The organism is Polynucleobacter sp. 80A-SIGWE (assembly GCF_018882295.1).
Classification (GTDB): domain Bacteria; phylum Pseudomonadota; class Gammaproteobacteria; order Burkholderiales; family Burkholderiaceae; genus Polynucleobacter.
The window spans coordinates 55,472-80,950 of record NZ_JACVOR010000001.1 but is presented as its reverse complement, the minus strand read 5'-3'; the positions used below and the strand labels follow the sequence as shown (position 1 = coordinate 80,950).

The window sequence follows — 25,479 nt, the reverse complement described above, 5'->3', positions numbered from 1 at the left end:
TAATTCTCAGGAAGTTTTTTTCGGGAGTTGGCGTGCGAGCAAGATATGAATCTGTCTTGGGTCAGCGCGCTGAACCTCAAATTCAATTCCGTCGATCTCGATCAACTCGCCCATCTTAGGCACTCGGCCAAGATGCTGAATGACTAAGCCCGCAACTGTTTCAATATCGTCATCCTGAAATTGGGTGCCTAGCGTCTCGTTAAATTGCTCGAGCTCAGTAATGCCTTTAACTCGAATATCACCATTGTCTAAAGAGATGAGGTTATCTGCCTCTTCATCAATATCATGCTCGTCTTCAATGTCCCCAACAATTTGTTCCAGCACGTCTTCAATCGTAATCACACCAGCAACGCCGCTGTATTCATCTACAACAATCGCTAAGTGATTGCGGTTATCTTTGAAGTCACGCAGCAAAACACTTAAACGTTTGGATTCTGGAATAAATACTGCTGGGCGAAGCCAATCACGCACTTGAAAATCTTTTTCAGTCGAGTGGCGCAATAAATCTTTTGCTAGTAAGGTGCCAATGACGTTGTCGCGGCTACCTTCGAATACGGGAAAGCGTGAGTGAGCGGCAGTAATCACACTCTTGATAATTTCTGACAGGGGTTGATTGATATCAATCCAGTCAATCTGGGCTCTAGGTATCAAAATATCACGAGCACATAATTGGCCCACCTGGAATACGCCCTCAATCATGGAGAGGGCATCCGCATCAATTAAGCCTTCCGTCTGGGCTTCTCTGAGGGTATCAATCAGTTCTTGGCGACGCTCTGCTGGGCTGGTTGGCTGTGGCGTTAAAAAATCGGCCAAGCGTTCTAAAAGGGATTTATTGGGGTCAGGCATATAGCAAGAATATCGCAGAAATCAGTAAATTCAATGAAGGAAGCCGTAAAGATGCTTTAAATAGGTGCGTAGGGATTGGCAAATCCTAAAGATTTCAGGAGGGTGATTTCCTTACCCTCCATTTTCTTCGCTTCTTTATCACTCTCATGGTCAAGGCCTTGGGCATGCAGGCAGCCATGAATAATCAGGTGAGCTAAATGAGCCTTAACAGCTTTGCTTTGGTCGGACGCCTCTTTTTGAATTACGGGAAGACAAAAAATAATATCGGCGGCTATGGTTTTTTTGCTGAGCTCGTATGGGAAGGTGAGTACATTAGTCGCATAGTCTTTATTGCGAAAAGCAAAATTCAGTTTTTTACCTTCGGCCGCATTAACAAAGCGCAGAGTGATGAGTCCGTTCAATTGAACTGCTGATTTCACCCATTTTTTAATTAGCGCTAAAGATGCGATCGCAAGCACTTTATCTTCGATAGTGGCGTTAGCAAATTGAATATCGATCTCTAATTTAGAGGGAGAGGCCGGTTTGCTTGTCATCTTAATGGGCATGGGTGAGCGTGGATTCGCTAATCAGATCACCTCGGAGGGTGTAGTTCAGTACTTCGGTAATGCGGATATCTACCATTTGGCCGATGAGTAATTCAATATCTTGATCAGGCGCAGTAAAGTGAATCACGCGATTATTGGCGGCACGACCTTGTAAGTTGACGCCATCCTTTGCAAGTCCTTCAACAAGTACTCGCTCAATATTGCCCAACATATTTTTACTAATCTGATTTGCTTGTGACTCCACCAGGGCAAGTAGTGTTTGCAGGCGCTTGAGTTTGACCTCATATGGAGTGTCATCACTCAGATTGGCTGCGGGGGTGCCAGGACGCGCACTGAAGATAAAGCAAAAGCTGTTATCAAAATTGAGTTCTTCAACCATCTTAAGTAGCTTTGCAAAGTCATCATCGGTCTCGCCCGGAAAGCCCACAATGAAGTCACTCGACAGCGTCAGATCGGGCCTTACAGCACGCATCTTACGAATAATGCTCTTGTATTCTAAGGCGGTATAGCCGCGCTTCATCGCAGACAAAACGGAGTCGGATGCGTGCTGCACTGGCAAGTGCAAATGGCTTACTAATTTAGGAACTTTTGCATAGACATCAATTAAGCGCTGTGTAAATTCTTTTGGGTGGCTAGTAGTAAAGCGAATTCTTTCTACACCGGGGATTTCGGCAATATATTCAATTAGCAAAGCAAAGTCTGCGACCTCTTCTGTATCACCCATCTTGCCAAGGTAAGCATTTACATTCTGACCAAGTAGAACAATTTCTTTAACACCTTGAGCCGCAAGACCAGCCACTTCAGTCAATACATCATCAAAAGGGCGCGACACTTCTTCACCCCGAGTGTAAGGAACCACGCAGTAGCTGCAATACTTTGAGCAGCCTTCCATGATGGAGACGTAAGCAGAGCCTCGAGTTTGACGTGAGGCAGGAAGGTGATCAAACTTTTCAATTTCTGGAAAAGAGATATCTACCTGAGATCTACCAGTCTCGCGACGTTGTGCAATGAGGTCAGATAGGCGATGCAAAGTTTGCGGTCCAAAGACAACATCAACATATGGTGCTCTACTGATAATTTGTTGGCCTTCTTGGCTAGCAACGCAGCCACCAACACCAATCAATAAATTGGGCTTAGTTTTCTTAAGCTCCCGCAGGCGACCTAAATCAGAAAACACTTTGTCTTCCGCTTTTTCGCGAATCGAGCAGGTGTTCAACAGAACCACATCTGCATCTTCGGGGGTATCAGTCATGACCATGCCTTCATCGGCATGTAAGAGGTCGGCCATCTTGCCCGAGTCGTACTCGTTCATTTGACAGCCAAAGGTTTTGATATAGAGCTTTTTCATATGCCGTTCTCAGGTTTATAGCTGGGGGCGAAGCTCAGATTTTACGGGATAAGGCGTTTAGAGCAGACGTAGAGCCAGAATCGCAACAATGGTTGGTGGAATGGCAGCTACAAACAGTAATCCTGCAGAAACGGCTGCATTCGGGAAATAACTGCGCAAAATAGCTAGTCCAGCCGGGTTTGGGGCGTTGGCAATGACGGTTAAGCCGCCGCCTGCCACCGCACCGCCAACTAAGGCTAGCTTGAATTCTGGTGAAGTACCTTGTACTAGTGACCCCAAATACGTGAGCGCCGCATTGTCGGTAATCGCAGTTAATGCCAGGCTGCCATAGAAAACCGCAGTAGGACTCATGGTTTCAAGAATCGGTTGAAGCCACCATCCTTGGAGTGCACCCAAGACAACTAATCCACCCAAGAAGAATCCCACTAGCAAAGCTTCGCGCAAAATGAGTGGACTTTGATGTTTTGGATAAGCAGTCGTGTAGCCAATAAAAAATAGCAAGAGCCACATGAAAATCACTGGGTCATGCGCGAAGACCACAATGCCCAGCAAAAAGAGTAAATGAATTGCTGTAATAGCTAGCGGAATACGAACGTGATCAGATTTGCTCGTAGGTTCAATGAGTTGCTTATGAAAGAGCAGTGTTGCAATTGTTGCATTGACAAAAATAGCGATCGTCGCCTCATGCCCAAAGTTGGCAAACATGAATGCGCTATCCCAACCCCAGGTTGAGGCCACCATGAGTACTGGTGGTGCAGCGAAATTAGTCAGCGTGCCGCCAATTGAGATATTGACGAACAACACGCCTAGGGTGCCAAACAAAAGTGGGGTGGAGCATTTATGGCGATAGACCAAGTCTCGCAATAAGAATGCCGCCAGTGTCATTGCTGCAGGCTCAGTAATGAGTGAGCCTAGTAAGGGGGTGATGCTAAGGGTTAGGAAATATAGGGTTGGAGCTTGCTTGGTGCGGAATACCAATTGCAATCCCTGACCTAACTTGTGAAGAATTTGGGTGGCGAAATGCAAAATAGGTTTGCTACCCGCAACGACCATGATGGCAAAAACAAATAGTGGTTCTGTGAAGTTCCGCTTGTTGGCGTACTCTTTTGCTGTGGCTAAATCATTTGCAAGCCACATAAAAATAATCAGTATTGCTGCCCAAAATCCAAAGACGATTTCTACTTCACCTAGGAGGTGCCATAGACCGGCATGCCTTGGAGATTTTTTGGCAAGCGTTTCAAAATACGCAGTGCAAAAAGTATGCAGCACCGCTATGGCAAAAATAATGCTTGCACCAAGCTCTGTAGGGGTAAAGTTCATATATACATATTAGCAGGGCAAGCCTGCCAGAATAGGCATAAAGCTAATACATTAGAAGTGTTAGCAATTTAGGAGATTTTGATGAAATTGAAATTAGGTTATCAAGAATTAATTGCAAATGCGATGGCGCAAATTGAGACCGTTCCATTGGAACAAGCGCAAAAACTCCTAGATGATCAAAATACAGTTTTTGTAGATATTCGGGATGTGAGGGAGTTGGAGCGCGATGGCATGATTCCCAATGCGATTCATGCGCCCCGGGGGATGCTGGAATTTTGGGTTGACCCAGACAGCCCCTATTACAAGCCTGTTTTTGGAGAAGGTAAGCGTTTAGTGCTCTATTGCGCATCTGCATGGCGCTCCGCTCTAGCGACAGAAGCCCTCCAAAGGATGGGGGTCCCCGGAATTTGCCATTTAGAGGGAGGCTTTAGCGCTTGGAAAAAGGCTGAATTGCCCGTAGCAGAGAAGCATTCAAAACCACATTCTGGCTAAATTTCCCATTTCCTAGATCTTGAAATCCATTAAATAACCCCCAATTACTGGGGGTTATGTTCATTCATTAAGAGGGAAGAGGAAATACGCATGCCTGTAGCCAGTAAAGAAACTTTAGGCTTTCAAGCCGAGGTAAAACAACTTTTACAACTGATGATTCATTCCTTGTATTCGAACAAGGAAATCTTTCTCCGTGAGTTGATCTCTAATGCGTCTGATGCTTCAGACAAACTCCGCTTTGAGGGAATCGAGCATCCCGATTGGTATGGCGATGATCCTGATCTGAAGATCAAAGTCAGTTTTGATAAAGCCGCTAGAACTGTCACCATTTCTGATAATGGAATTGGTATGAGCCGCGAAGAAGTGATTTCTAACTTAGGAACTATCGCTCGCTCTGGCACAAAAGAATTTTTCTCCAAGCTCTCAGGCGACCAGCAAAAAGATGCTGCTCTCATTGGTCAGTTTGGTGTGGGTTTCTACTCAGCCTTTATTGTTGCTGACCGCATTGCCGTTGAGACTCGTCGAGCAGGCTTGCCAGCTTCTGATGGTGTTCGTTGGGAGTCTGATGGCTCTGGCGAATTTACAGTCGAAAGCATTGACTGCCCACAGCGTGGGACATCCATCACGATGCATCTTCGTGAAGGTGAGGATGATTTCCTCTCAACCCATAAACTCAAGTCAATTATTCGTAAGTATTCCGATCACATCTCTTTGCCTATTCAGATGAATAAAGAAGAGTGGGATGCAGATAAAAAAGAGCAAGTCATCAAGGATGAGCTCGAGAGCATTAATCAATCCAGCGCTTTATGGGCTCGCTCAAAGTCTGAAATCACTGAAGAGCAGTACGACGATTTTTATAAGCACTTGTCACATGATTACGAAAATCCCTTGTGCTATTCACTAAATCGAGTTGAAGGGCGTAGTGAGTTTACGCAACTGTTATATGTACCAGCACGTGCTCCATTCGATTTGTGGGATCGCAACAAACGCGGTGGTATCAAGTTATACGTGAAGCGGGTATTCATCATGGATGAGGCCGAGCAATTAATGCCGATGTATCTGCGTTTTGTTACTGGTGTAATTGATTCGACAGACTTGCCTTTAAATGTCTCCCGTGAAATTTTGCAGGAATCACGTGATGTCAAAATCATTCGAGAAAGCTCTACCAAGCGTGTGTTGAGCATGTTGGAAGATTTGGCTAATAGTGATGATGAGGCCAAGAAAGAAAAATACCGCACCTTCTGGACTCAGTTTGGACAAGTGCTTAAAGAGGGCGTTGGTGAGGATCAAGCAAATCAAGAGCGCATCTTAAAACTCTTACGTTTTGCGAGTACGCATAATGACTCTGCGGATCAAACTGTTTCCTTGGCTGAATATATTTCTCGTATGAAAGAAGGTCAGGACAAGATTTACTACGTTACTGGTGATACTTTTAATGCCGCTAAAAACAGCCCGCATTTAGAGATCTTCCGCAAGAAGGGCGTCGAAGTCTTGTTGCTGTCCGATCGAGTAGACGAATGGATGCTTTCTTTCTTCACCGAGTTTGATGGCAAGCAAATGACCTCAGTCGCTAAAGGCGGTCTTGATCTTGGCAATCTCAGCGATGAGAAAGAAAAGAAAGAGCACGAAGAAACTGAGAAGAATTTTAAGGACTTGCTCGATCGTATGAAAGCGGCCCTGGAAGACAGGGTTAAAGATGTGCGCGTGACTTTCCGCCTAACGGATTCTCCAGCATGTTTAGTTTCTGATGAGAACGAGCTCTCCGGTAATTTATTGCGCATGCTAAAAGCTGCGGGTCAACAAGCGCCTGATACCAAGCCTATTCTGGAGATTAATCCCGAGCATCCTTTGCTGCAGAAGTTGAAAGCTGACGACCAGCATTTTGATGAGTGGACCCAGGTCTTATTTGATCAAGCCCTCTTGGCTGAGGGTGGTCAGTTGAATGATCCGGCTGCTTATGTGAAACGTATTAACCAACTCTTGCTTTCGTAATTCTCAAGAGCCCAAAGAAAAACCCGACTTGCATTACACAAGTCGGGTTTTTTATTTTTCCGCCGCTAGATCTAATCTAGTCTGCAAGCTTCCTAGAAATTACTGGGGAGCATTAGCAGGCTGATTATTTTTTCCAGCGTTGTAACCAGAGTTGTACTGAGAGGCCTGCTCTTTTTTGTAGGCATCATAAGCGTAACCAGATGCTGCACCAACTGCTGCGCCACCAACTGCGCCCCAGATTGGGTTGCCGTGGAAAATGGCTGTGCCAACTGCACCTGCAGCTGCACCGATGCCAGCGCCAGATAAAGTGCGTTGCTCAGTGTTGCTCATGTTTGAGCAACCTGCGATTGCTAGGGTTGCGGCAGTAATAGCGATAATTTTTTTCATATCAACTGTTCCTTGTTTCTTTAAATATTGAATTGACTAAATGTTTTGAATTATTTTTTGGCGCAAGGAAAGCGTGCTGCCAAGAAGCCCAAGAAAACACCGGATGCTGGTTTATCAGCAGTTTGTTGATTGGATTGAGCGAATTTTACAAAATCACCAATAACTTCATCGCGTGACGGCGCTGGTTGTTTTACGCAAATGAAAGGCTTAGCGCGCTGTGGATGACGTGTAGACAAATACGTGTCGTAAATAGCTGTTGTGTAGCCTACGCAAAAGCTACGAGATTCTGGGCTAGCTGGCAATTTGCAGACATTCACGAGCTCTTGTGTGCTCAATACCTGAATTTTTTCTTGAGCTTGTACTAAGCCAGAAAATGCGCCTAAGGCGGCCAATAGAACTAAAACTTTTTTCATGGGTTCTCCCTTGGGTGTATGTAAATTTGATAATAAACCATATTAAGAGCATTAAATTGCACTAAATAAGTGCACTTATGCCCAAATTCGGTCTTAATATTCCCCATAATGATGCAAAAAACATAGGGGGTATTTCAGTGGAAACTTTGAAATCAGGCAGCGATGTCTTATTTATTTTGCTTGGCGCCATCATGGTGCTGGCTATGCATGCGGGGTTTGCATTTCTGGAGCTTGGGACTGTTCGTAAAAAGAACCAAGTCAATGCTTTGGTCAAAATCTTGGTCGATTTTGCAGTGTCAACCATTGCTTATTTCTTTATTGGCTACAGCATTGCCTATGGCGTAGATTTTTTCTCTGGCGCTGAATTATTGGCCGAGAAAAATGGCTATGAACTAGTTAAATTCTTTTTCTTGCTGACCTTTGCTGCTGCTATTCCGGCAATCATCTCTGGCGGTATTGCTGAGCGCGCGAAGTTTAATCCTCAATTAATTGCCACTTTTATTCTGGTTGGCTTCATCTACCCCTTCTTTGAGGGTATTGCCTGGAATCAGCATTACGGTATCCAAGCGTGGATCAAGTCACTTACTGGTGAAGAGTTTCATGACTTCGCGGGATCCGTTGTAGTGCACGCGGTTGGCGGTTGGATCGCTTTACCAGCGGTGATTCTTTTGGGTGCACGTCGTGGCCGCTATACCAAAGATGGCAACGTTGCAGCCCATCCACCTTCAAGCATTCCGTTCTTGGCATTGGGTGCTTGGATTTTGGCGGTAGGTTGGTTTGGATTTAACGTTATGAGTGCCCAGACTATTGATAAGGTCAGCGGCTTAGTGGCAATGAATTCTTTGATGGCGATGGTTGGAGGTACTTTAGCTGCATGGATTATTGGTCGTAACGATCCGGGCTTTACTTACAACGGTCCTTTAGCTGGCTTGGTTGCAGTTTGCGCAGGATCAGATTTAATGCATCCGATGGGCGCCTTAGTGGTTGGCTTAATTGCTGGTGCTCTCTTTGTATATATGTTTACCTTGGTCCAAAATCGCTGGAAGATTGATGATGTATTGGGAGTCTGGCCTCTTCATGGCCTATGCGGTTTGTGGGGAGGACTGGCTGCAGGTATTTTCGGAGCCAAAGCACTGGGCGGTATTGGTGGTGTGACTTTCTTAGGCCAGTTAATTGGAAGTGGCTTAGGAGTTGCTATCGCGCTTGTTAGTGGCTTTGTGGTCTACGGATTGCTCAAGGCTGTTTTAGGTATCCGGATGTCGCAAGAGGAAGAGTTTGAAGGTGCTGATTTGAGTATTCACCGGATTTCTTCCACTCCTGATCGTGAGCCGAACTGGTAGGCTTTCTTAAATATAGCCATTACCTATAATGAGTGATGGCTATATTTGAACTAGATGGAAATACTCCCCGCTTAGACGAGGGAGCTTGGGTTGCCGAGAGCGCGGAAGTTATCGGCAGGGTCGAGCTGCATAAAAATGCGAGCGTGTGGCCCAAAGTAGTTATCCGTGGTGATAACGATCTGATTCAAATTGGCGAGGGCAGTAATGTGCAAGATGCTTCAATTCTGCATACGGACCCTGGCTATCCTCTCATCATTGGCAAAAATGTCACCGTTGGCCACCAAGTGATGCTGCATGGTTGTCATGTCGGCGATGGAAGTTTGATTGGTATTGGCGCTGTGATTTTGAATGGCGCCAAAATCGGCAAGAACTGTTTAGTAGGTGCTGGCGCATTAGTTACCGAGGGTAAAGAATTTCCAGATGGTTCAATGATTTTGGGTTCACCTGCTAAGGCAGTGAAGACGCTAAGTCCAGAGCAGATTGCTGGCATTCAAGATATTGCCGGTCGCTATATCAAGAATGCACAGCGCTACCAGCAGACTCTGAAGAAAATTGCCTGATTTAAAAAAGCACGCCTAAATTGTTCTACGTCTTCAATGTCGTCTTTCCGGTATTTGCTCTCATTCTGATTGGCTATATTTGTGGACGTACAGGCAAATTAGGCGAAAGCGCATCCATAGAATTAAATCGTTTTGTAGTGTGGCTCGCCTTACCTGCGCAGCTATTTCAATTTGCCTCTAGTAGTAGTTGGCAAACACTATGGCAGCCAGGCTTTATTGCCGCTTTTTTTCTGAGTTGCTTGGTAGTATTTATTCTTGTATTGGTAGTTAGTTGGTTGCGCAATCGAGATTTAGTGGCCGCAAGTTTCTCAGGCTTGAGTGCGTCTTACTCCAATACGGGATATATGGGTATTCCGCTCTGTGTTCTAGCTCTTGGTCAGGATGGTTTAGCGCCAGCAATCATTTCTACTTTTATTGTGTTTGTGATGTTTGCTATAGCAACCGTCCTGATTGAAGTTGGCATACAGTCTCACAAAAAATCTCATGAAATTGCTTGGAGCGTACTGAAGTCACTGTGCACCAATCCATTACTAGTTGCGCCTGTGGCAGGTTTGTTATGGTCATCTACGGATTTAGTTTTGTATGACCCATTAGCGCAAGTTATTTCTTTTCTGGCTGCAGCTGCAACTCCTTGTGCGTTGGTTTCTATCGGACTCTTTTTGATGCAAAATGAAAAGTCAGCTCAGCAAGAGGCATGGGGTGTTAGTTTTGCAAAATTAATTATTCAACCATTCATTGCTTGGTTCATAGCCGGACCAATCTTGGATTTACCTGCATTGTGGGTAAGTGCAGTGGTAATACTGGCAGCGCTTCCCACTGGTACGGGACCATTTATGTTGGCGCAGTACTACAGCGCAGATGGCCGAATGATTTCTCGAGTGGTGCTTTTAACCACAATCGGTTCTTTGTTAACGCTGTCTTTATTCTTGTGGTGGAGCAGGGGGGTTTGATCCCTCTGCATCGATTTGCTTTTCCCAAGAGGCGTCAATAAATGCTGGTAGCTTCATGCACTCATTAAATATTTTCATCAGAGTTGGATAGGCTCTCATATCGAGCTTTGCGCTGAGCGCATTAAAAATTTGCGGCACCAAGCAAATATCAATTAAGCCTGGTTGATCGCCATAGGCAAAGCGACCCACTCTAGCGTCCGAGCTTAATTGTTTTTCTAAGCTGGTTAAGCCTAAAGTAATCCAGTGTTGGTTCCAATCATCTTTTGCCTCCATGCTGAGACCTAATTGCCTGATTAAGTAGCGCAACACTCTTACATTGCCAAGCGGGTGAACATCAATCGCGATATCCATCGCTAATGAACGTACCCAGGCTCGATCAATTGCGGTCTCGGGTAATAGTGGGGGATTGGGTTGAACCTCTTCGATATATTCAATGATGGCAAGAGATTGGTGAATGTTGTGAGTGCCATCGGAATAGAGGGGTACTAAGCGATTGGGATTTTTGTTGGCGTATTCGCCAGCAGTTTGGATGCCTCCATTTTTAACGATATTGACCGGGATCACATTGTAATCAAGCCCTTTTAAGTTAAGAGCAATACGCACCCGAAAGGCTGCTGAGCTGCGCCAAAAACTATAGAGCTGAGTTTTCATGAAAGATTCCTTGATGGCATTGCCCTCAGTATATTGAGGACTTCATTGATTGGCTGGTGTCGGTGATTTAGACTAGATGCTATGGATCAAATTAATTTCTGGATTGGCATTATTGCCACCATCGCATTTGCGGTAACAGGTGTTCTAGCTATTGCCGATCGAGGCGTGGATCTTTTTGGCGTACTAGTTCTAGGGGTGATTACCGCGATTGGCGGTGGAACTCTGCGTGACATCATTTTGGATGTGCCTGCATTTTGGTCCATTGCGCAAATTTATATTTGGGTTGCATTGGGTGCATGCATTATTACTTTCGTAGCGGAATCTTTTTTTACGCAGCCACAGATTTATCGCTGGATGCTCTACATCGATGGCCTGGGCGCGGCTTTGTTTGGAATTCAGGGGGCTGACAAGGCTTGGAACTTGGGATTCGGTCTGCCAGTAGCGCCAGTAATCTTGGGAGTGGTTACTGCGATTGGTGGTGGCTTGTTGCGCGATGTCTTGGCCGGTAGAAAAACCTTACTCATGTCGCATGAGCTCTATGCGATCCCAGTGACTTTGGGCTGCTGCATTTACATTCTAATTTTGAATTTCTTTCCCGAGTACACGCTCGAGGGATCGGTGATTTGTATGCTCGCTATTTTTGGATTACGCGCAGCTGCCATTTATTGGGATCTGCGCGTACCCAAATTATTTATTACTAAAACGCGCTAACGGCACCATCACTTCGCGGATCCCAGCCACCATGTAGTGTGCCGGAAGGGTCACGAATAATGCAGCCTGCATGCCCAACAGTTTCATCAAAGGCATCAAGCATTTCAATTTCATGACCTAGGGCATAAAGCTCTTTTGCTACCCATGGACTAAAGCGTGACTCTAACTTTAGGCTGTCACTAGTTTGCCCCCAGGTTCTGCCCAAGAGCCAGCGTGGCCGACTAATGGCATCTTGTGGATCAAGTCCGTATGTTGCTGTGCGAGTGAAGACCGCGCATTGTGTTTGAGGTTGCCCATCACCACCCATCGTGCCGTACACCATGGAGCGACCGTCCTTAAATAAAGCCATTGCTGGGTTCAGTGTATGGAATGGTTTGCGATAGGGCTCAAGGTGATTGAGCGTTTTCGGATCAAGCGAGAAGCTGCAGCCGCGGTTCTGCCAGTTCACTCCAGACTTGGGTAGAACGATGCCAGCACCAAACTCGTGATAAATACTTTGAATAAATGAAACACAGTTTCCATTGCCATCAATCACGCCCATCCAAATCGTATCGGCCGGTCCCTTGCCTTGACCCCAAGGCAAAGCTTTTTGGGGGTCAATATTTTTTGCTAACTTCTTTAAGAAAGCAGGGGACAGGAATGATTGCGCATTTCTTTTCATGTAAGCAGGATCGGTTACATACTTATCTCTGACCATGAAGGCTTGCTTGGTAGCTTCAACACAGTGGTGAACATATTCAGCGCTATCGACTTTAAAGCGCTTGAGATTGAGTTGATCCAGTATGCCGATGATCATCAAAGACACGACACCCTGCGTTGGCGGTGTCATGTTGTAAACATTGCCCAAGCTGTGTTTGAGTTCAAGCGGATCAATTAGCTTGGCTTGATGTCGATGAAAGTCTGCGAGCCTGAGTGGACTGCCGATGTCTGTGAGTTCTTGTGCAATGAGGTCGGCTAAATCACCGCGGTAGTAATCCTCAGTCCCTTTGCGAGAAATTTGACGCAAGGTTTTTCCAAGTCGATCCTGTTTAAAGATGCTGCCTACTTCTGGCGCTTTGCCATCCACCAAAAATGTTTCGGCAAAGCCAGGGATATTCATTAGCTCGGCACGTTTCTTAGCCGTGAGACTGGATTGGCTAAATGTCACAGGAACACCGGCTTCAGCATAGTGAATTGCATCCGCCAATAAGCGGGAGAGTGGGAGCCTTCCCCCTAAACCTTGTTTTGAAAGTTGCTGTGCCGCGCCCCAACCAGAAATGGTGCCTGCAACTGTATTGGCTGCAACGGCGCCTCTGAAGGGAATTGCGGTGGTAATGCCACGCTCGGCGTACCAGTGTTTAGTTGCCAGGCCAGCTGCTGCCCCACAGGCATCAATCCCGCCCATGGCTTTACCTGGGGAGTGAATTACCCAAAAGGAGTCGCCACCGATGGAATTCATGTGTGGATAGACAACGGCGATGGTTGCGGCAGCAGCGATCATCGCCTCTAATGCATTGCCACCTTCGCGAAGCACTGCTAATGCTGATTCAGATGCGAGTGAGTGAGGTGCTACCGCCATCCCTCGAATTCCCCATTTTTGTTGCATGGTTTTTAGTTCCAAATAATGAATGTGTGATGTTGCTTGATGTTTCTATTAGACGCTAGGCCAATAAATGTTGCTTTATCGCCTCTAGTTTGCAGTTTTCTCGGGAAAACCCCGATTCGATTTGATGGGGAATTACCCTAAGTAGTGGATTTCTTTGATTTTTTTCAAAGCATAATCGACCCGTTGTTTTTTATTTCAATAAAAATAGTTAGGAGCTACTGATGTCAACATCAACTAAAGCAGCCCCAATGACCGCTGAAGAACGCAAAGTTATTTTTGCTTCCTCTTTAGGTACGGTTTTTGAGTGGTACGACTTTTATCTTTACGGTTCATTGGCTGCCGTTATCGCCAAGCAATTCTTCTCAGGCCTAGATGCAGGTTCAGCCTTCATTTTCGCTTTGCTTGCGTTCGCTGCCGGTTTTATCGTTCGCCCATTCGGCGCTTTGGTATTCGGTCGCTTAGGTGACTTAATTGGTCGTAAATACACCTTCTTGGTGACGATCCTGTTGATGGGTGGTGCAACATTCATCGTGGGTATTCTGCCTAACTACGCCACTATCGGTGTTGCTGCTCCTGTGATCTTGATCGCATTGCGTATGCTTCAAGGTTTGGCATTGGGCGGTGAGTACGGCGGTGCTGCAACTTACGTTGCTGAGCATGCTCCTCACGGTCGTCGTGGTGCATACACAGCTTGGATTCAGACAACAGCTACTCTTGGCTTGTTCTTGTCCTTGTTAGTGATTTTGTTCACACGTGAATTCACTGGCGCAGACTTTGACGTTTGGGGCTGGCGTGTTCCGTTCATCCTTTCTATCGGTTTGTTGGCTGTTTCTGTTTGGATCCGTTTATCAATGAACGAATCCCCAGCTTTCAAGAAGATGAAAGAAGAGGGCAAATTATCTAAAGCTCCTTTGACAGAGTCATTCGGTCAATGGAAGAACTTGAAGATTGTTATCTTGGCATTGTTTGGTCTGGTTGCAGGTCAAGCGGTGGTTTGGTACACAGGTCAGTTCTACGCTTTGTTCTACCTCACACAAGTGTTGAAGGTAGATGCTAAGACTGCGAACTTGTTGATTGCCGCTTCATTGGTAATCGGCACACCATTCTTCGTTGTATTCGGTAGCTTGTCAGACAAGATTGGCCGTAAGGTCATCATCATGGGTGGCTTGTTATTGGCTGTTATTACATACATTCCAAATACACCAGTTTCTGTATTTAATGCCTTGACCCACTTTGCTAACCCAGCGTTAGAAAAGGCAATGGCAACATCACCAGCAACTATTACTGCTGATGTGAATGAATGTACATTCCAGTTCAACCCAACAGGTACAGCTAAGTTCACAAGTTCTTGCGATATTGCAAAACAAGTGATGGCTTCCAACTCTGCTAGCTACACTACTGTTGCTGGCCCTGCTGGCGGTACAGCTGTTGTGAAGATTGGTGATACAGAAATCACTGGTTACTCTGCAAAAGGCTTGGCACCTGCTGATGCAAAAGCTAAAGATGCTGAGTTCAAGAAAGCCATCCGTGAGGCATTGAATGCTGCTGGTTACCCAGCTAAAGCAAACCCAGCTGACATTAACTATGTTGCTGTATTGCTCTTGTTGGTTTACTTGGTGATTTTGGTAACCATGGTTTATGGCCCAATCGCAGCGATGTTAGTTGAGATGTTCCCAACTCGCATTCGTTACACATCTATGTCCTTGCCATACCACATTGGTAACGGTTGGTTCGGTGGCTTGTTGCCAACGATCTCCTTCGCCTTGGTAGCGCAAAACGGTAACATTTACTACGGTCTCTGGTACCCAATCATCATCGCTGCGATGACATTGGTAATCGGTGTACTGTTTGTTAAAGAAACTAAAGACGTAGATATCTACGCTAAAGACTAAGCTTTACTAGTCTGTTTCAAAAACTAAACCCGACCACTATGTGGTCGGGTTTTTTATTGCTTGAAATTAATTGCAGCGATTAATTACAGCGATTAGTCCCAAAGATTTTTCTGATTGCCGCGATTAAAGAGTGCTTGGTTTTGATCGGCTATAGATGTGATTCTTTGGCCTGGTAGCACCTGGATTTCAGAGCCTGCTGAAAGCATGCCAGTTTGATTCACGCGTAGGTACCAACCACTAAAGCCTGACTGCAGCATGGCTTTGGCAGCGCCTTTGTAGCCCATCTTGGCATTGAATTTAAAGCAGGGTTCGCGTAGTTTGACGACGGTAAATTGAAGATCACCAATTTGCATTTGATCCCCAACAAATATTTCGGTTTCAAGCAAACCTTCGATTGTGAAGTTTTCACCGAATGCGCCCAAGGGGAGCCCAACTGATTTCTTAGTTTCTCGACTGAGTAGTTCGTTCCAAAAAGCGTAGTGCTCTATTGGGTAGACGTAAATTGCTTTCTCTATTCCGCCATGTACCGATGGATCCGCTTGCTCATCGCCTGCAACTCCCAGTCGAGTGATTTCCACTGGTGCGGGGGAGGCAAGAGTGCTAATAGCTTGCTTGTTAATTGCTGAGGCTACTGTTGAGTAGTTCGGGTGATGAGATCCAAACAGTGGCATTACTTTGCCAGAAGATATAGAGAGAAGTCGCATAGGTGCAGATGACTGATAAGATGAAATGGTCGAACTAAGAAAGTAAATGATGCATCTTTATAGATTATTAGTGCTAGCAATTCTTTGTGCGCTTGCCAGCCCAACTGCATTTGCTAAGTGGGATGAGGAGCGGGATGTCACCACAAATGGTAAAGATGAGCTGGTTTATTACTTTAAGACTAATGAACAAGGGCAAAAGCTGGTTTTAGATAAGTACGTGAAGCGCCTGATTTTCATTCAGCCTGACCGGCTATATAAGCGCACCATTCGCCTCATCAAGGTGGATGGACAGCCTATTGAGGTGATGAGCGACCCTTTTTCGCGCTTCCCTGAGCAAACAGCCATCATTTTTGAAAATAAGGACGAGGTTCTGAAAAAGCTCTTTCTAGCCAAGAAAATTGAGGTTTTTGTTCGCTACAACCGGGATGAGGCAGTGAGCGTATTTCAGATTAAGTAGTTCAAGCCCCGTTGGTTTAGACAGAAGGCGCCTGATCATTTACAATTACGAGTTCGGCGAATTAGCTCAGCTGGTTAGAGCGACGGAATCATAATCCGCAGGTCCGGGGTTCAAATCCCTGATTCGCCACCAAACAAACGTAGTAAGTAAAAGGGTTAGCGGGCGATTTGCTCCTAGCCCTTTTCCATTTTTAATCACTACACACCTACTACACACTTTTTGACTAAAAACCCGCTAAGCTATATCCTGTAAGCACTGCGAGTAAAAATGTCACCACGAAAAGAAACCACCCACATCATCACTGAAGGCGAGCTTTTGATTGCTTTGCGAGAGCGAAGCAGCATTTGGCAGTGTCGCTACAAGATAGACGGGCTATGGCAAAGAACCACCACGGGTGAGCGTGACATCAAGAAAGCCAAGGAAACGGCTAAAAAGCTCTATTTAGAGGCTCAGATACGCAAAGAAAACAACTACACACCTATCACTAGGAAATTTAAGGATGTGGCTAGGTCTGTGGTCAAAAGACTTGAGAAGGATATTGAGGCTGGACAAGGTAAAGCCATCTACAAGGATTACATCATTGCCCTTGATAGATATCTGATTCCAATACTAGGCAAATACAAGGTAGACAGTATTGATTACGTAGCCCTCAAGAAGCTTGATGAAGGCCGTATCAAGAAAATGAAGAAGGAGCCAACTAAGAGCACCTTGTTAAACCATAACGCTGCTTTGAATAGAGTTTTTGATCTAGCTATTGAAAAAGGCTATATGTCTCAGAGTAGTAGGCCTGAGCTTCACGCCAAGGGCAAGAAGAGTGAGAGACGTGTTGAGTTCACTGAGCCAGAAGTAAGGGCAATGCGAGGTTGCTTTGAGACTTGGATTGAACTTGGTAGAGAAGACTCCAAGCCAGTCAGGGCTTTGTTAAGGGATTACGTAGAGGTGCTGCTTGATACAGGGGCGCGTCCAGGCAAGGAGCTGTTGGATCTGAAGTGGGCGCAAATAGAGATATCAATGGATCCAGTGTTGGTGGGTAGCTCCAAGGCAGAGCCTAGTGAGGAAAATCAGCGTGGAAAGAATATAGAAACGTATGACTTGAGGCGAACAGTCATACTCAATATTCAATCAGGGAAAACTGGCAAGCGTAAGGCTATTGGCAGGGCGGCAACTGTAGAGGCATTAACTCGTATAGCAAGTCGCAATTACGGATTGAACTTACCGCAGGCAATTGAAAAGAAGTCTCAGGACTTTGTATTTAGATATAAAGAGTTCTTAAGTAAGAGACGTGGCAATTTAGAAAAAGAAGAAGTTAAATTTATTGCACCTACTAGCTTTGTAAAGCTCTTCCATAACTTCTTGGAAGAGCATGGTTTATTGGAAGACCCAGTTACAGGTAAAGAGCGTCAGCCATACAGCTTGAGGCATACCTATGCAACACTGATGCTTACTCATGACAAAGTATCACCACATACATTGGCAAAGCAAATGGGCACAAGTATTGCGATGCTGGAAAAGCACTATAGCCACCTAGATGCAGTTAAGGCTATCCATCAGTTACGTGGTGAGGAAAGCAGAGAGCTAATTAAAGCTGATCTAGTGGTTGATAAGAAGTATGAATACAGGGAAGTTCCCAAGAAGAAAAAGAAGCCATAAGCTCATTTGGTGAGCTCCTAAAGCTAGAAGATAGGTAATAGCTTACAAAGGAGATTGATATGAGATATCTAGTTGCAGCATTGCTTGCTACCCCTGCGCTTGTATTTGCGCAAACAACTTACTATTCAGATGCTAATGGCATGCCTGCTGGAACAGCGCAAAGGAGTGGCAATACAACCTATTACTCCAACGCAAACGGCATGCCAGTAGGTACTGCTCAACAGTCAGGCAATACAACTTACTATTCCAATGCTAATGGCATGCCTGCTGGAACAGCGCAAACTACCCAGCCATTTCAGTCAGTGCCAATAGCACCAATGAATACACCTGTAGCGCCTACCTTTCCAGCAGGACCATTATTTCCATCTAGTCCGCGAGGGATGTGAAATTGGTGGGGGTAGGGGTGTAAAAACTGGGGGTGGTTTAAAACCAGCTAGTACGCTTTCTCTACGAGCTAGAAAATAGGCCTTGTATAGCAAATATAAGGAATTCATTTCTTTGTAGGTAAATACTTGCCTATGACACCTAACGATGAAATCCTTGAATACTTTTTGGAGATAGCCAGAAAAAGGCAGCACAAGCTAATTCTAGATAAAGACATCTCGCCAATTGATGAGATAAAGATCGCATTTAATGGATACGCAGAAAATCCATTAACAGGTATGTTTGATGATGAAGATAGTGAATCCTACATGACGCTGATAAATGAAGATTCAGGAATTAAAGATTACACCTTCCCTGAAAAAATTAACTTCATAAACTATGAGGAATTTACAGACACTATTTGCATCTACGCGTGGTATGAGGTGAAGTCTAAAAAATGGTTCTTTGGCGATAATTTACGCTTGGCAGTAAACATACCATTTAGCGAAAAGACGTTTACAAAAGTTTTGCAGGCTTTAAAAAAGAGATACTTCATTAAAAAAAGGGATGCATAAAGCATCCCTTTTATTCTTAACGCTTAAAGCCACTTCGTAAACTTGCGCTGGCTGTTTCAATTTGTGAATCTAGTTCACCAGCTTCTACAGCGCCTTTAATTACTTCTAGCGCCTGAACTAGCTCGCGCGTGTTTGCTACTTCTACGCTAGGTTTTCCTTTGGCGAGTTCAATAGTCCAGCTTCCATATTTAACAGCTAGGCACATTTTTCCTGCTTCAGAATTGAACCACCAAGGCTTAATGCGCTTAGGCATTTCAATACGCTTTGTAAGACCTGATTCCTTGTCTTTGAATGATCTTAATTTTGTTGCTGTAAATGGAGTTCCATTTATTTGACCATTTGCTAGCTGAATCTGTTCCCACAATTTGTTTGAGAGTTTATTTCTACGCAAAACAATTGATGGTGTGTGGCTTGGTTTTTTTGTTGCTACTAACTTAAGGCTATTTAATGTGCTCATCTTTTCCTCCTATTGGTTAATGGGCACACTTAATTTATGACCTGAAATACGAAATGGGCGACCTCTTTTTGCCTTCATTCGTCCAATAGAACCTATTAATTTCAAACATACAAAATTTAGTATTAGGTCTGAAAAGGGTATTTCTGTCTCAAAACCTTCATCTCTCTTCAAGGCGCATAGTTTTCCTATCAAAATAAGCTGTTTTAGGGCCCTTAAAACAGCGCACAAGCGTTTTAAATGCTTGGGACAGGACTTTGCTTAGCTTTAGGCAAAAAACGCTTAAATGGTGCTTAAAAAATAGGCATATTTTTGAATATAGGCTCACTTTTCTAGATAAGAAAAGCTGGAAATATTAGGCCTTTTATTAGGTCAGCTAAATAAAAGCATGAACTTAGACCAAATAAGACAAAAAACAGCCTATTGCCCTACTGCTATGCCTACGCAAAAGCAGGCTACACGCACTTGGTTAAACAGCTTACACAAGCAATACCCACTTGCTTTAACCCTTACGCTTAAACAGTCCAATCTCGTTAAAAACGCTAATGGTGCGTACATACAGAAATTGGACAAAGACGAGGTAAGACGCATAGCTAAGCACTTTACGCAAAAGCTAAACCAGCAAGTGTTTGGTAGTAGCGCAAAGCGTTATGGCAACGGATTGAAATACTTAGTAGTAGTGGAAGGTGAGCGTACAGGTAAGAACTTACATTTACATATGGCAATTGGTGACCTGCCTAGCTATGTGAAATGGAACGAGGTGGATGGTTTAGTGCGCAACGCAAAGTTTAAGATATCAGAGCTAGATGCACAGTACAAAGTAGATATTGTGGATAGTGGCTGGATGGAATACTTAACCAAAGAATTAGGCATGAAAGACACAGACAACGTGCTGTGGGATTTAGCGTAGTACAGCACTACTGACTTAAGTTGTCTCTTGCTGATAGCACTTAAAGCTGAATGAAGCTTTAATTAGCGAAGCTATAACTAAAAACTATTAAAGTGATAGGGTAATATTAGAAGACATAAACATATACAAACTAGGCAACCAAAATGTTGAGAAATACAGAACTTACTGGTGAGTTGCTGGATTACCAAATAGTCAATCTAATTCTTCAGTTGAGGGATGTAACACAGTCACATAAGATAGGCTCAACTCACATTGAAGTAAATGATGCTAGCTATGACGCACGCTTGATATATAAAGCATTGCAGGATTTGGAAAAGATTGCTAAAGAGAGCAATTTAGAAATTAAGCCAATTACAGCTGATAGTAGCTTAGATGAGTTACTTGGTAATGTTGAAGCGAAGAATGTAACAGTTAAAACAACATTGGATTGTTGGCAGCTACTGGAGCAAATTGCTGAGAAATGATTAAAACTTTTCTAAAGCTACAACTACGTCGCACCAATGCTAGCTCTTAATTACAAACCTTAGCCATTAAAGCGCCTTCAATTTGAGTATCTTTTATTGGATTACTCCAGGCATATTTCTTATTATCTTCAAAATCATAAGCCCTACCTAATTTACCTTTGCCCCAATGCTCAGTCCACTTTTCAGTACGAATGCCGCGATATGATTTATTTTCGCAATTAATCAATTGCGTTTCTACGCTAGACAGAAATCTGAAGTAAGGTTTTTCTGCTGTAAATTCTTGAAGCTCACTAAAGTTTTTTACAATTTTGACTGTAGTAAATATGCCCTCATGCTTAACGCTAGACTTGGAGTAGTAAATTTCAAAACCACTCTTGCTTGATTCTGCGTAATAAACCCAATCAGAATTGGCTGGTATAGAAAAGGCAATTAAAGGATGTGCTGCTAATAGCAGCATTAAGGATGTTTTGAGCATAGAGCTAGTTAGCCTTTGATTTTTCAAGTTGAAGTTGGGAATGCCTAAAGCATCTTTTAGTCCATTTGGCTTGCTTAATATCCATTTCTCTATAAAACTTTACATCATCTTCATCGATCTTCTTTAGCAACTCATCCAAATCTTTATCCGCTTTACTGTTGTTATGAGAATCAAAATCAATTCCTATTGCCTTCAGTTTTTTATTTTCAAATTCCTCATTGATCTTTCCTTGTTCTCGTTCTAGCTTTCTAACCTCTACTTCTTGAAGGTAATACTTCCAGTCAGCCTCAATAAATTTGCTTTGCTCAGCCCAAAATTTACGAGGATTATCCTTGGACTGATATTCAGCCCTAAAGCCATTAGGTAGGCACTCCCCAGTCAGAGCTAATCCTTCTATAGGTTTATTGACATAGTAAAAGTAGCCGCCAATTAGCAATGCTGTTAATAGGCAAGCTGTATAAATGATATTTTTCTTCATGGAAATAAAAGGAGGCAAAAATAAATGGGCAAAAAAATTCTTGTTGCTAAAAAGAGTATAGCTTTATGTTACGCCCATCAAATAAGCCTATAAGCACATAAATTGAGTGAGCGAATCTACTTACTCAAGATTTCTGGAAGCGGCGCATTGGGTTTATGAGCAAGTTTTTCAGAACCATGGGATTTGGCGTAATACAGCATAGCGGACTTTAGTTGCCTCCTGCTGATAGAACTTAGAGCTAAATGAAGCATTAACTAACGAAGCAATATCTAAATAAAAGTTATAAGCAATTCACAAAACTGCTAGACTTAAATGCATCTCATTGAGCATGAAATTTATGGAAATTGGAAACGATAGACTTTATCTCGCAATTAGGTCACTGCTGTTTGGTGAGGGCGACGTAAGAAGTAGGGTGGTTGCGGCCTGTCAAATTATCAACAAGATGAGTCGTAATGAGATTGATCATAGCTTGCGACTTAGGCTAGACGCCCTTCTTATTAAAGCAAGTAAAAAAGCGGCAATACTTAATGCAGATGGAAATGTGTTAACTGGATACGATAAATTTGAGGTGACTGCAAAGCATAGTCAGAATAGGACTTATGTTAGTTTGGCAAAAGACATGTATCAAATTTATCTAGATGATTTAAGCGTAAGAGATATGGCAAAAAGGAAATAGCATGAGCAACTTAAAGCAACCTATGTCAGGGTCCTATAAGGCAGTATTTGCATTCGCAATCTTCATGATGTTTGTTTTGTTGCTTGGAGGGTCGAAGGGTGGCGCTGGAGTTTTGTTATGGGGTTATACGGCATGGCTTATGTATAAACGTAACAATCAATCGTTAGTAAGTCTATATAAGGTCTTGCTATGGTTTGAGGTAATAGTTGGTGGCATTGGGCTTGTTGTGCTCGCCTTCAATGAGGATGATGGCGCCACAATATTTGCTTATGCAGCTTTAATCCTTCTTGCGATTGCAATTTCTTTTGGGCTACTCAAATTTTTTGAAAGTCAAATTGCAGTGAGCGCTACAAAAACTTCAAATAATTTATATAGCAATACTTCAGCTGTAACTGCAAGTAGTCAAAAGACTATTGTTGATAGTGATGACGCATGGGAGATGGCGTTAAATGAATTTAACTCAGCAAATAGAAATGAAGGGCTATGGGCAAAGTGCTTTGCTAATAATCATGGAGATGAAAATAAAGCAAAGGCAGATTATTTGAAAGAAGTTGTAGCAAGAGCAAGTGTTCCTGCTGCTTTATTAGTTCAGTCTAAAGAGGTTATCCATACAGAGAGTCTTCGTCCATTAAGTGTTGATCTTAATGATGTCAGCAAAAATGAAGAAGCTACACGATTTAGTAAGGAAAAGAAAACAGGCAATGACGTCAATGATGAATTTAGTAGTGCGGCCAATCATGACAAATCTAATGAGACCATTAAATACATAGTATTTATAGTTACATTACTTTTGATCGTCACTCTAATTTTTATTGGAATTCGTTCATTTGAAAATAAATCTAGCTATTCAAGTGAAAAGCCAATTCCAACATTCTCTGGGCAAAATAAGAGCTCTTATGCTGATAGACGTAGTTATACGATGGAAAAAATTAAGGAAGGTTCTTTAATTGTCTATCCAGCAAAAGTAGAATTATTTAATGACGTTTCTAAAATATATGCTCTTCCATGGAACGCATATAGCAAAGCCCTATCCACCCCTCAGATTGAGATTATGGAGAATAACAATTTATGGTGGATTGAAAAGAATAATATTTTTATTCGTTTATACAACCCTAACAATAGACCCATTACAAGCGCAATTTTTTCATTGAAGCATGGAAAATGTGCAATAAAAGAAGGCGAGAAAATATATCTTCTTTTAGGTCTCAATGACACGCCACTTCCTGTTAATGGCGTCAGAATTTATAAGGGAGAGTTGCCATTTGAATATAAAAAGTTCTATGGAGAATCGCTAAATTGCGGGGATATTGTTGGTGGGTTTTCAGCCCCTTAGTTTTTGTCGTCAATATCCTACGATCTAGATAAATATATAAACATAAGGTTTCCCATGAAATCTTATGTTTATTGGTTTACAAGGCGTAACCTCTTGAAAAATATAGGAATAATAACTTGGCATTTAACGACCAGAATCAGGTAGGAAATTTAGACATAAGAAAACATACTTACGACATAGCAAAGCTTTATTTAGGAAAGGATTTCGCTATGAGTAAGAAGGCAAAAACTCTCAATCAACAAGAGCTACGTAAAGTTTTAGATTACATCGCTACACGCAAACACGCTGCACGCAATAGGGCGATGCTCATGACTACTTTTTTAAGTGGTATGCGTGTGGGAGAAGTTTGCAGTTTGAGATTTAAAGATGTGTTGGACGCAGATGGGAATATACGCAACGAGATTCGCTTAACTCCTGAAATGACTAAAGGCGACTATGCCCGTGTTGTATTTGTTAATGACAAACTCCGCAAGGAGTTGGCTCAGTATGTGGCGCACTTTAAGTCCAGCAAGCTAGACGATAAGCTTTTCTATAGCCAAAAAAAGGGTAGTGACGGATTTAATGCCAATACGCTAACTCAGCATTTTCACTTTCTCTATAAGCGTGCTGGTGTAGATGGCGCTTCTAGCCATAGTGGTCGCAGAACCTTTATTACTAACTTAGCCAGTAAAGGTGTTTCTGTTCGCGTATTAATGAATTTGGCTGGACATAGAAGTATTGCAACTACGCAGGCATATATAGACATCAATGACAATATGCTGCGTAGTGCCGTGGAGTTGGCTTAAAGCAATCAAATGCATTTAGCACTCAACCAATTCAAGTGGGCCATAAAACATTGTTTCATAGTCATCTGACCAGCCCATCTTATACAGTTGAGAGGCTAGCGTTTCAAATCCATCAGCCTCAAAAATTGCCTCAAATTGTTCTTGATCAGCGGCTGGAAAATTGGGCGAAAAATTGAGTGCGTTACTAACCCCATCTGAATAATCATGTTCATCAAATGGTATTAATCCCACATCTATTCCATCTGGATTCTCTAAATCTATTTCGTCAATATTAAAGTCTTCAAGATCATCGCTATCAAACCATATTGATCCCCATCTATAGGTTTCGCTGTACTGAAGCCAGTGCCCGTCTTTAGAGTAGGTTTGGGTATCGACAACATTCTTTTTTTCTTTTGTAGAGAGTTGATAGTTAGGCATTTGGTATCCAAGTAAAAATTTCTAAAGTGTATTAAATAATTATCAGATAAAGGCCGTGAAAGCCTTTATCTGATATGAAATAAATTAATGTGAAAAGTCTATATCTTTAAATTCACGTTGCGCAGATAGACACATTTCATTAATCTTCATCGCTTGATCATTGTAGGACTTGAGAAGTGAAATTTCCTCTCCACTTAATTTATACCTATCTTCAATTACCTGCAAATCAGGAATATATTGATCGTTGTAGATTTTTGAAATCCTAACCGCCTCTTGTCTTGCTTTAGGTTTATCTAATGTCAGAATGTATTTCCTAATCTTCTTCATATCCATATTAGAGGCTGTAATGAATTTATCAATTTGATATTTTTTAGCGATCTTCATTGCCTCTTTATCTCGCTCTAAACGTAAATTGAAACCCTTGCGCTCTATCTCATTACATTGAGATTTAAGTGCTTGAAGCCCAATCTTAAGATTTGCAATTCTATCTATGACTCTAGCTTGAGATTTCTTCAGTTGGCCTTTAAGTTTTTCTGAGGTGGATGAAAGACGTGAAGCCTCAGCTAAGTCAGTCATATTTAAACTCCAGCCAACCTCATTTCCAGATTCGTCATAAATGGTCTTTTTAACGCTATTTACTAGATCTACTGATTTCATATTTACTACTCCTATTTAAGTTTGTGTAACGAACCATTCGCTACATAAT

General features: G+C 43.0%; 30 protein-coding genes and 1 tRNA gene. 17 read left to right on the top strand and 14 right to left on the bottom strand.

Going from position 1 to position 25,479, the window contains the following annotated elements:
• Nucleotides 1–6: 6 nt before the first annotated feature.
• From ICN25_RS00405 to ICN25_RS00390, 4 genes are read right to left on the bottom strand one after another with little or no spacing between them, the layout of a single operon-like run.
• Nucleotides 7–846, bottom strand: coding sequence for an HlyC/CorC family transporter (locus ICN25_RS00405; RefSeq protein WP_216178543.1), 840 nt, complete (start codon nt 844–846; stop codon nt 7–9).
• Nucleotides 847–902: 56 nt separating this feature from the next.
• Entirely contained in the window at nt 903–1,391 is a 489-nt protein-coding gene (ybeY, locus tag ICN25_RS00400) for an rRNA maturation RNase YbeY (RefSeq protein ID WP_255536618.1), read from the bottom strand.
• Nucleotides 1,381–2,739, bottom strand: a complete 1,359-nt coding sequence (miaB, locus tag ICN25_RS00395) for a tRNA (N6-isopentenyl adenosine(37)-C2)-methylthiotransferase MiaB (RefSeq protein WP_216178542.1) — start codon at nt 2,737–2,739, stop codon at nt 1,381–1,383. The genes ybeY and miaB overlap by 11 nt, the downstream gene beginning before the upstream one ends.
• A gap of 57 nt (nt 2,740–2,796) precedes the next feature.
• Entirely contained in the window at nt 2,797–4,059 is a 1,263-nt protein-coding gene (locus ICN25_RS00390) for a putative Na+/H+ antiporter (protein ID WP_216178541.1), read from the bottom strand.
• An 81-nt stretch (nt 4,060–4,140) separates the two neighbouring features.
• On the opposite strand from ICN25_RS00390, the gene ICN25_RS00385 reads away from it, so the two are divergent.
• Together ICN25_RS00385 and htpG are read left to right on the top strand one after the other, a co-directional pair.
• Nucleotides 4,141–4,551 (top strand): rhodanese-like domain-containing protein, encoded by a 411-nt coding sequence (locus ICN25_RS00385; RefSeq protein WP_216178540.1) that lies wholly within the window; start codon nt 4,141–4,143, stop codon nt 4,549–4,551.
• 90 nt (nt 4,552–4,641) lie between these two features.
• Entirely contained in the window at nt 4,642–6,543 is a 1,902-nt protein-coding gene (gene htpG, locus ICN25_RS00380) for a molecular chaperone HtpG (RefSeq protein WP_216178539.1), read from the top strand.
• Between the two features lie 99 nt (nt 6,544–6,642).
• Here htpG and ICN25_RS00375 read toward each other — a convergent pair whose 3' ends face one another.
• Together ICN25_RS00375 and ICN25_RS00370 are read right to left on the bottom strand one after the other, a co-directional pair.
• Nucleotides 6,643–6,930, bottom strand: a complete 288-nt coding sequence (locus ICN25_RS00375; RefSeq protein WP_216178538.1) for a glycine zipper domain-containing protein — start codon at nt 6,928–6,930, stop codon at nt 6,643–6,645.
• Between the two features lie 50 nt (nt 6,931–6,980).
• Nucleotides 6,981–7,343: a Rap1a/Tai family immunity protein gene (locus ICN25_RS00370; protein ID WP_216178537.1), complete on the bottom strand. Its 363-nt coding sequence runs from the start codon at nt 7,341–7,343 to the stop codon at nt 6,981–6,983.
• Between the two features lie 137 nt (nt 7,344–7,480).
• Here ICN25_RS00370 and ICN25_RS00365 point away from each other — a divergent pair, with 137 nt between their 5' ends.
• The 3 genes from ICN25_RS00365 to ICN25_RS00355 are packed head-to-tail and all read left to right on the top strand — an operon-like array spanning nt 7,481 to nt 10,193.
• Nucleotides 7,481–8,683 carry an ammonium transporter gene (locus ICN25_RS00365; protein WP_216178536.1) on the top strand — a complete coding sequence of 401 codons (1,203 nt, stop codon included), beginning with the start codon at nt 7,481–7,483 and terminating at the stop codon, nt 8,681–8,683.
• A gap of 35 nt (nt 8,684–8,718) precedes the next feature.
• Complete coding sequence (locus ICN25_RS00360; RefSeq protein WP_216178535.1) at nt 8,719–9,243, top strand: gamma carbonic anhydrase family protein; 525 nt, start codon at nt 8,719–8,721, stop codon at nt 9,241–9,243.
• Between the two features lie 20 nt (nt 9,244–9,263).
• Nucleotides 9,264–10,193: an AEC family transporter gene (locus ICN25_RS00355; protein WP_216178534.1), complete on the top strand. Its 930-nt coding sequence runs from the start codon at nt 9,264–9,266 to the stop codon at nt 10,191–10,193.
• Here the strand turns inward: ICN25_RS00355 and maiA are convergent.
• Nucleotides 10,164–10,844: a maleylacetoacetate isomerase gene (maiA, locus tag ICN25_RS00350; RefSeq protein WP_216178533.1), complete on the bottom strand. Its 681-nt coding sequence runs from the start codon at nt 10,842–10,844 to the stop codon at nt 10,164–10,166. The two genes, ICN25_RS00355 and maiA, sit on opposite strands and share 30 nt — an antisense overlap.
• An 81-nt stretch (nt 10,845–10,925) precedes the next feature.
• Between maiA and ICN25_RS00345 the strand changes: the two genes are divergently transcribed.
• Complete coding sequence (locus tag ICN25_RS00345; RefSeq protein ID WP_216178532.1) at nt 10,926–11,555, top strand: trimeric intracellular cation channel family protein; 630 nt, start codon at nt 10,926–10,928, stop codon at nt 11,553–11,555.
• Here the strand turns inward: ICN25_RS00345 and ICN25_RS00340 are convergent.
• Entirely contained in the window at nt 11,542–13,140 is a 1,599-nt protein-coding gene (locus ICN25_RS00340) for a gamma-glutamyltransferase family protein (protein ID WP_216178531.1), read from the bottom strand. The two genes, ICN25_RS00345 and ICN25_RS00340, sit on opposite strands and share 14 nt — an antisense overlap.
• A gap of 221 nt (nt 13,141–13,361) precedes the next feature.
• On the opposite strand from ICN25_RS00340, the gene ICN25_RS00335 reads away from it, so the two are divergent.
• Nucleotides 13,362–15,032 carry an MFS transporter gene (locus ICN25_RS00335; protein WP_216178530.1) on the top strand — a complete coding sequence of 557 codons (1,671 nt, stop codon included), beginning with the start codon at nt 13,362–13,364 and terminating at the stop codon, nt 15,030–15,032.
• Nucleotides 15,033–15,124: 92 nt separating this feature from the next.
• On the opposite strand, the gene ICN25_RS00330 is transcribed toward ICN25_RS00335, so the two are convergent.
• A complete protein-coding gene (locus tag ICN25_RS00330) occupies nt 15,125–15,736 on the bottom strand; it encodes an MOSC domain-containing protein (protein ID WP_216178529.1) in 612 nt (203 codons plus the stop codon).
• A 46-nt stretch (nt 15,737–15,782) separates the two neighbouring features.
• Here ICN25_RS00330 and ICN25_RS00325 point away from each other — a divergent pair, with 46 nt between their 5' ends.
• The 5 genes from ICN25_RS00325 (at nt 15,783) to ICN25_RS00305 (ending at nt 18,781) form a co-directional block, all read left to right on the top strand.
• A complete protein-coding gene (locus tag ICN25_RS00325) occupies nt 15,783–16,193 on the top strand; it encodes a hypothetical protein (RefSeq protein WP_216178528.1) in 411 nt (136 codons plus the stop codon).
• A 55-nt stretch (nt 16,194–16,248) separates the two neighbouring features.
• A tRNA-Met gene (locus ICN25_RS00320) sits at nt 16,249–16,325 on the top strand.
• A gap of 135 nt (nt 16,326–16,460) precedes the next feature.
• Nucleotides 16,461–17,843 carry a tyrosine-type recombinase/integrase gene (locus tag ICN25_RS00315; protein WP_216178527.1) on the top strand — a complete coding sequence of 461 codons (1,383 nt, stop codon included), beginning with the start codon at nt 16,461–16,463 and terminating at the stop codon, nt 17,841–17,843.
• 59 nt (nt 17,844–17,902) lie between these two features.
• Nucleotides 17,903–18,229, top strand: a complete 327-nt coding sequence (locus tag ICN25_RS00310; RefSeq protein WP_216178526.1) for a hypothetical protein — start codon at nt 17,903–17,905, stop codon at nt 18,227–18,229.
• Between the two features lie 132 nt (nt 18,230–18,361).
• On the top strand, nt 18,362–18,781 hold the full coding sequence (locus ICN25_RS00305) for a hypothetical protein (protein ID WP_216178525.1): 420 nt from the start codon (nt 18,362–18,364) through the stop codon (nt 18,779–18,781).
• 16 nt (nt 18,782–18,797) lie between these two features.
• On the opposite strand, the gene ICN25_RS00300 is transcribed toward ICN25_RS00305, so the two are convergent.
• Entirely contained in the window at nt 18,798–19,238 is a 441-nt protein-coding gene (locus ICN25_RS00300) for a DUF6641 family protein (RefSeq protein ID WP_216178524.1), read from the bottom strand.
• A gap of 385 nt (nt 19,239–19,623) precedes the next feature.
• Here ICN25_RS00300 and ICN25_RS00295 point away from each other — a divergent pair, with 385 nt between their 5' ends.
• A complete protein-coding gene (locus ICN25_RS00295; RefSeq protein WP_216178523.1) occupies nt 19,624–20,145 on the top strand; it encodes a hypothetical protein in 522 nt (173 codons plus the stop codon).
• Between the two features lie 143 nt (nt 20,146–20,288).
• Nucleotides 20,289–20,609: a hypothetical protein gene (locus ICN25_RS00290; protein ID WP_216178522.1), complete on the top strand. Its 321-nt coding sequence runs from the start codon at nt 20,289–20,291 to the stop codon at nt 20,607–20,609.
• A 46-nt stretch (nt 20,610–20,655) separates the two neighbouring features.
• Here the strand turns inward: ICN25_RS00290 and ICN25_RS00285 are convergent, their stop codons facing one another.
• The gene (locus tag ICN25_RS00285) at nt 20,656–21,084 is read right to left on the bottom strand and encodes a surface-adhesin E family protein (protein ID WP_216178521.1); all 429 of its coding nucleotides are present in this window, start codon (nt 21,082–21,084) and stop codon (nt 20,656–20,658) included.
• A 4-nt stretch (nt 21,085–21,088) separates the two neighbouring features.
• A complete protein-coding gene (locus ICN25_RS00280) occupies nt 21,089–21,562 on the bottom strand; it encodes a hypothetical protein (protein WP_216178520.1) in 474 nt (157 codons plus the stop codon).
• Between the two features lie 328 nt (nt 21,563–21,890).
• Here ICN25_RS00280 and ICN25_RS00275 point away from each other — a divergent pair, with 328 nt between their 5' ends.
• The 3 genes from ICN25_RS00275 to ICN25_RS00265 all read left to right on the top strand — a co-directional run bounded on the left by ICN25_RS00275 (nt 21,891) and on the right by ICN25_RS00265 (nt 24,356).
• Nucleotides 21,891–22,238: a hypothetical protein gene (locus ICN25_RS00275; RefSeq protein ID WP_216178519.1), complete on the top strand. Its 348-nt coding sequence runs from the start codon at nt 21,891–21,893 to the stop codon at nt 22,236–22,238.
• Nucleotide 22,239: 1 nt separating this feature from the next.
• On the top strand, nt 22,240–23,571 hold the full coding sequence (locus ICN25_RS00270) for a hypothetical protein (protein WP_216178518.1): 1,332 nt from the start codon (nt 22,240–22,242) through the stop codon (nt 23,569–23,571).
• 209 nt (nt 23,572–23,780) lie between these two features.
• Nucleotides 23,781–24,356 carry a site-specific integrase gene (locus ICN25_RS00265; RefSeq protein WP_216178517.1) on the top strand — a complete coding sequence of 192 codons (576 nt, stop codon included), beginning with the start codon at nt 23,781–23,783 and terminating at the stop codon, nt 24,354–24,356.
• 15 nt (nt 24,357–24,371) lie between these two features.
• On the opposite strand, the gene ICN25_RS00260 is transcribed toward ICN25_RS00265, so the two are convergent.
• Nucleotides 24,372–24,773 carry a hypothetical protein gene (locus ICN25_RS00260; protein WP_216178516.1) on the bottom strand — a complete coding sequence of 134 codons (402 nt, stop codon included), beginning with the start codon at nt 24,771–24,773 and terminating at the stop codon, nt 24,372–24,374.
• 84 nt (nt 24,774–24,857) lie between these two features.
• Nucleotides 24,858–25,430 (bottom strand): hypothetical protein, encoded by a 573-nt coding sequence (locus ICN25_RS00255; RefSeq protein ID WP_216178515.1) that lies wholly within the window; start codon nt 25,428–25,430, stop codon nt 24,858–24,860.
• Nucleotides 25,431–25,479 lie beyond the last annotated feature (49 nt).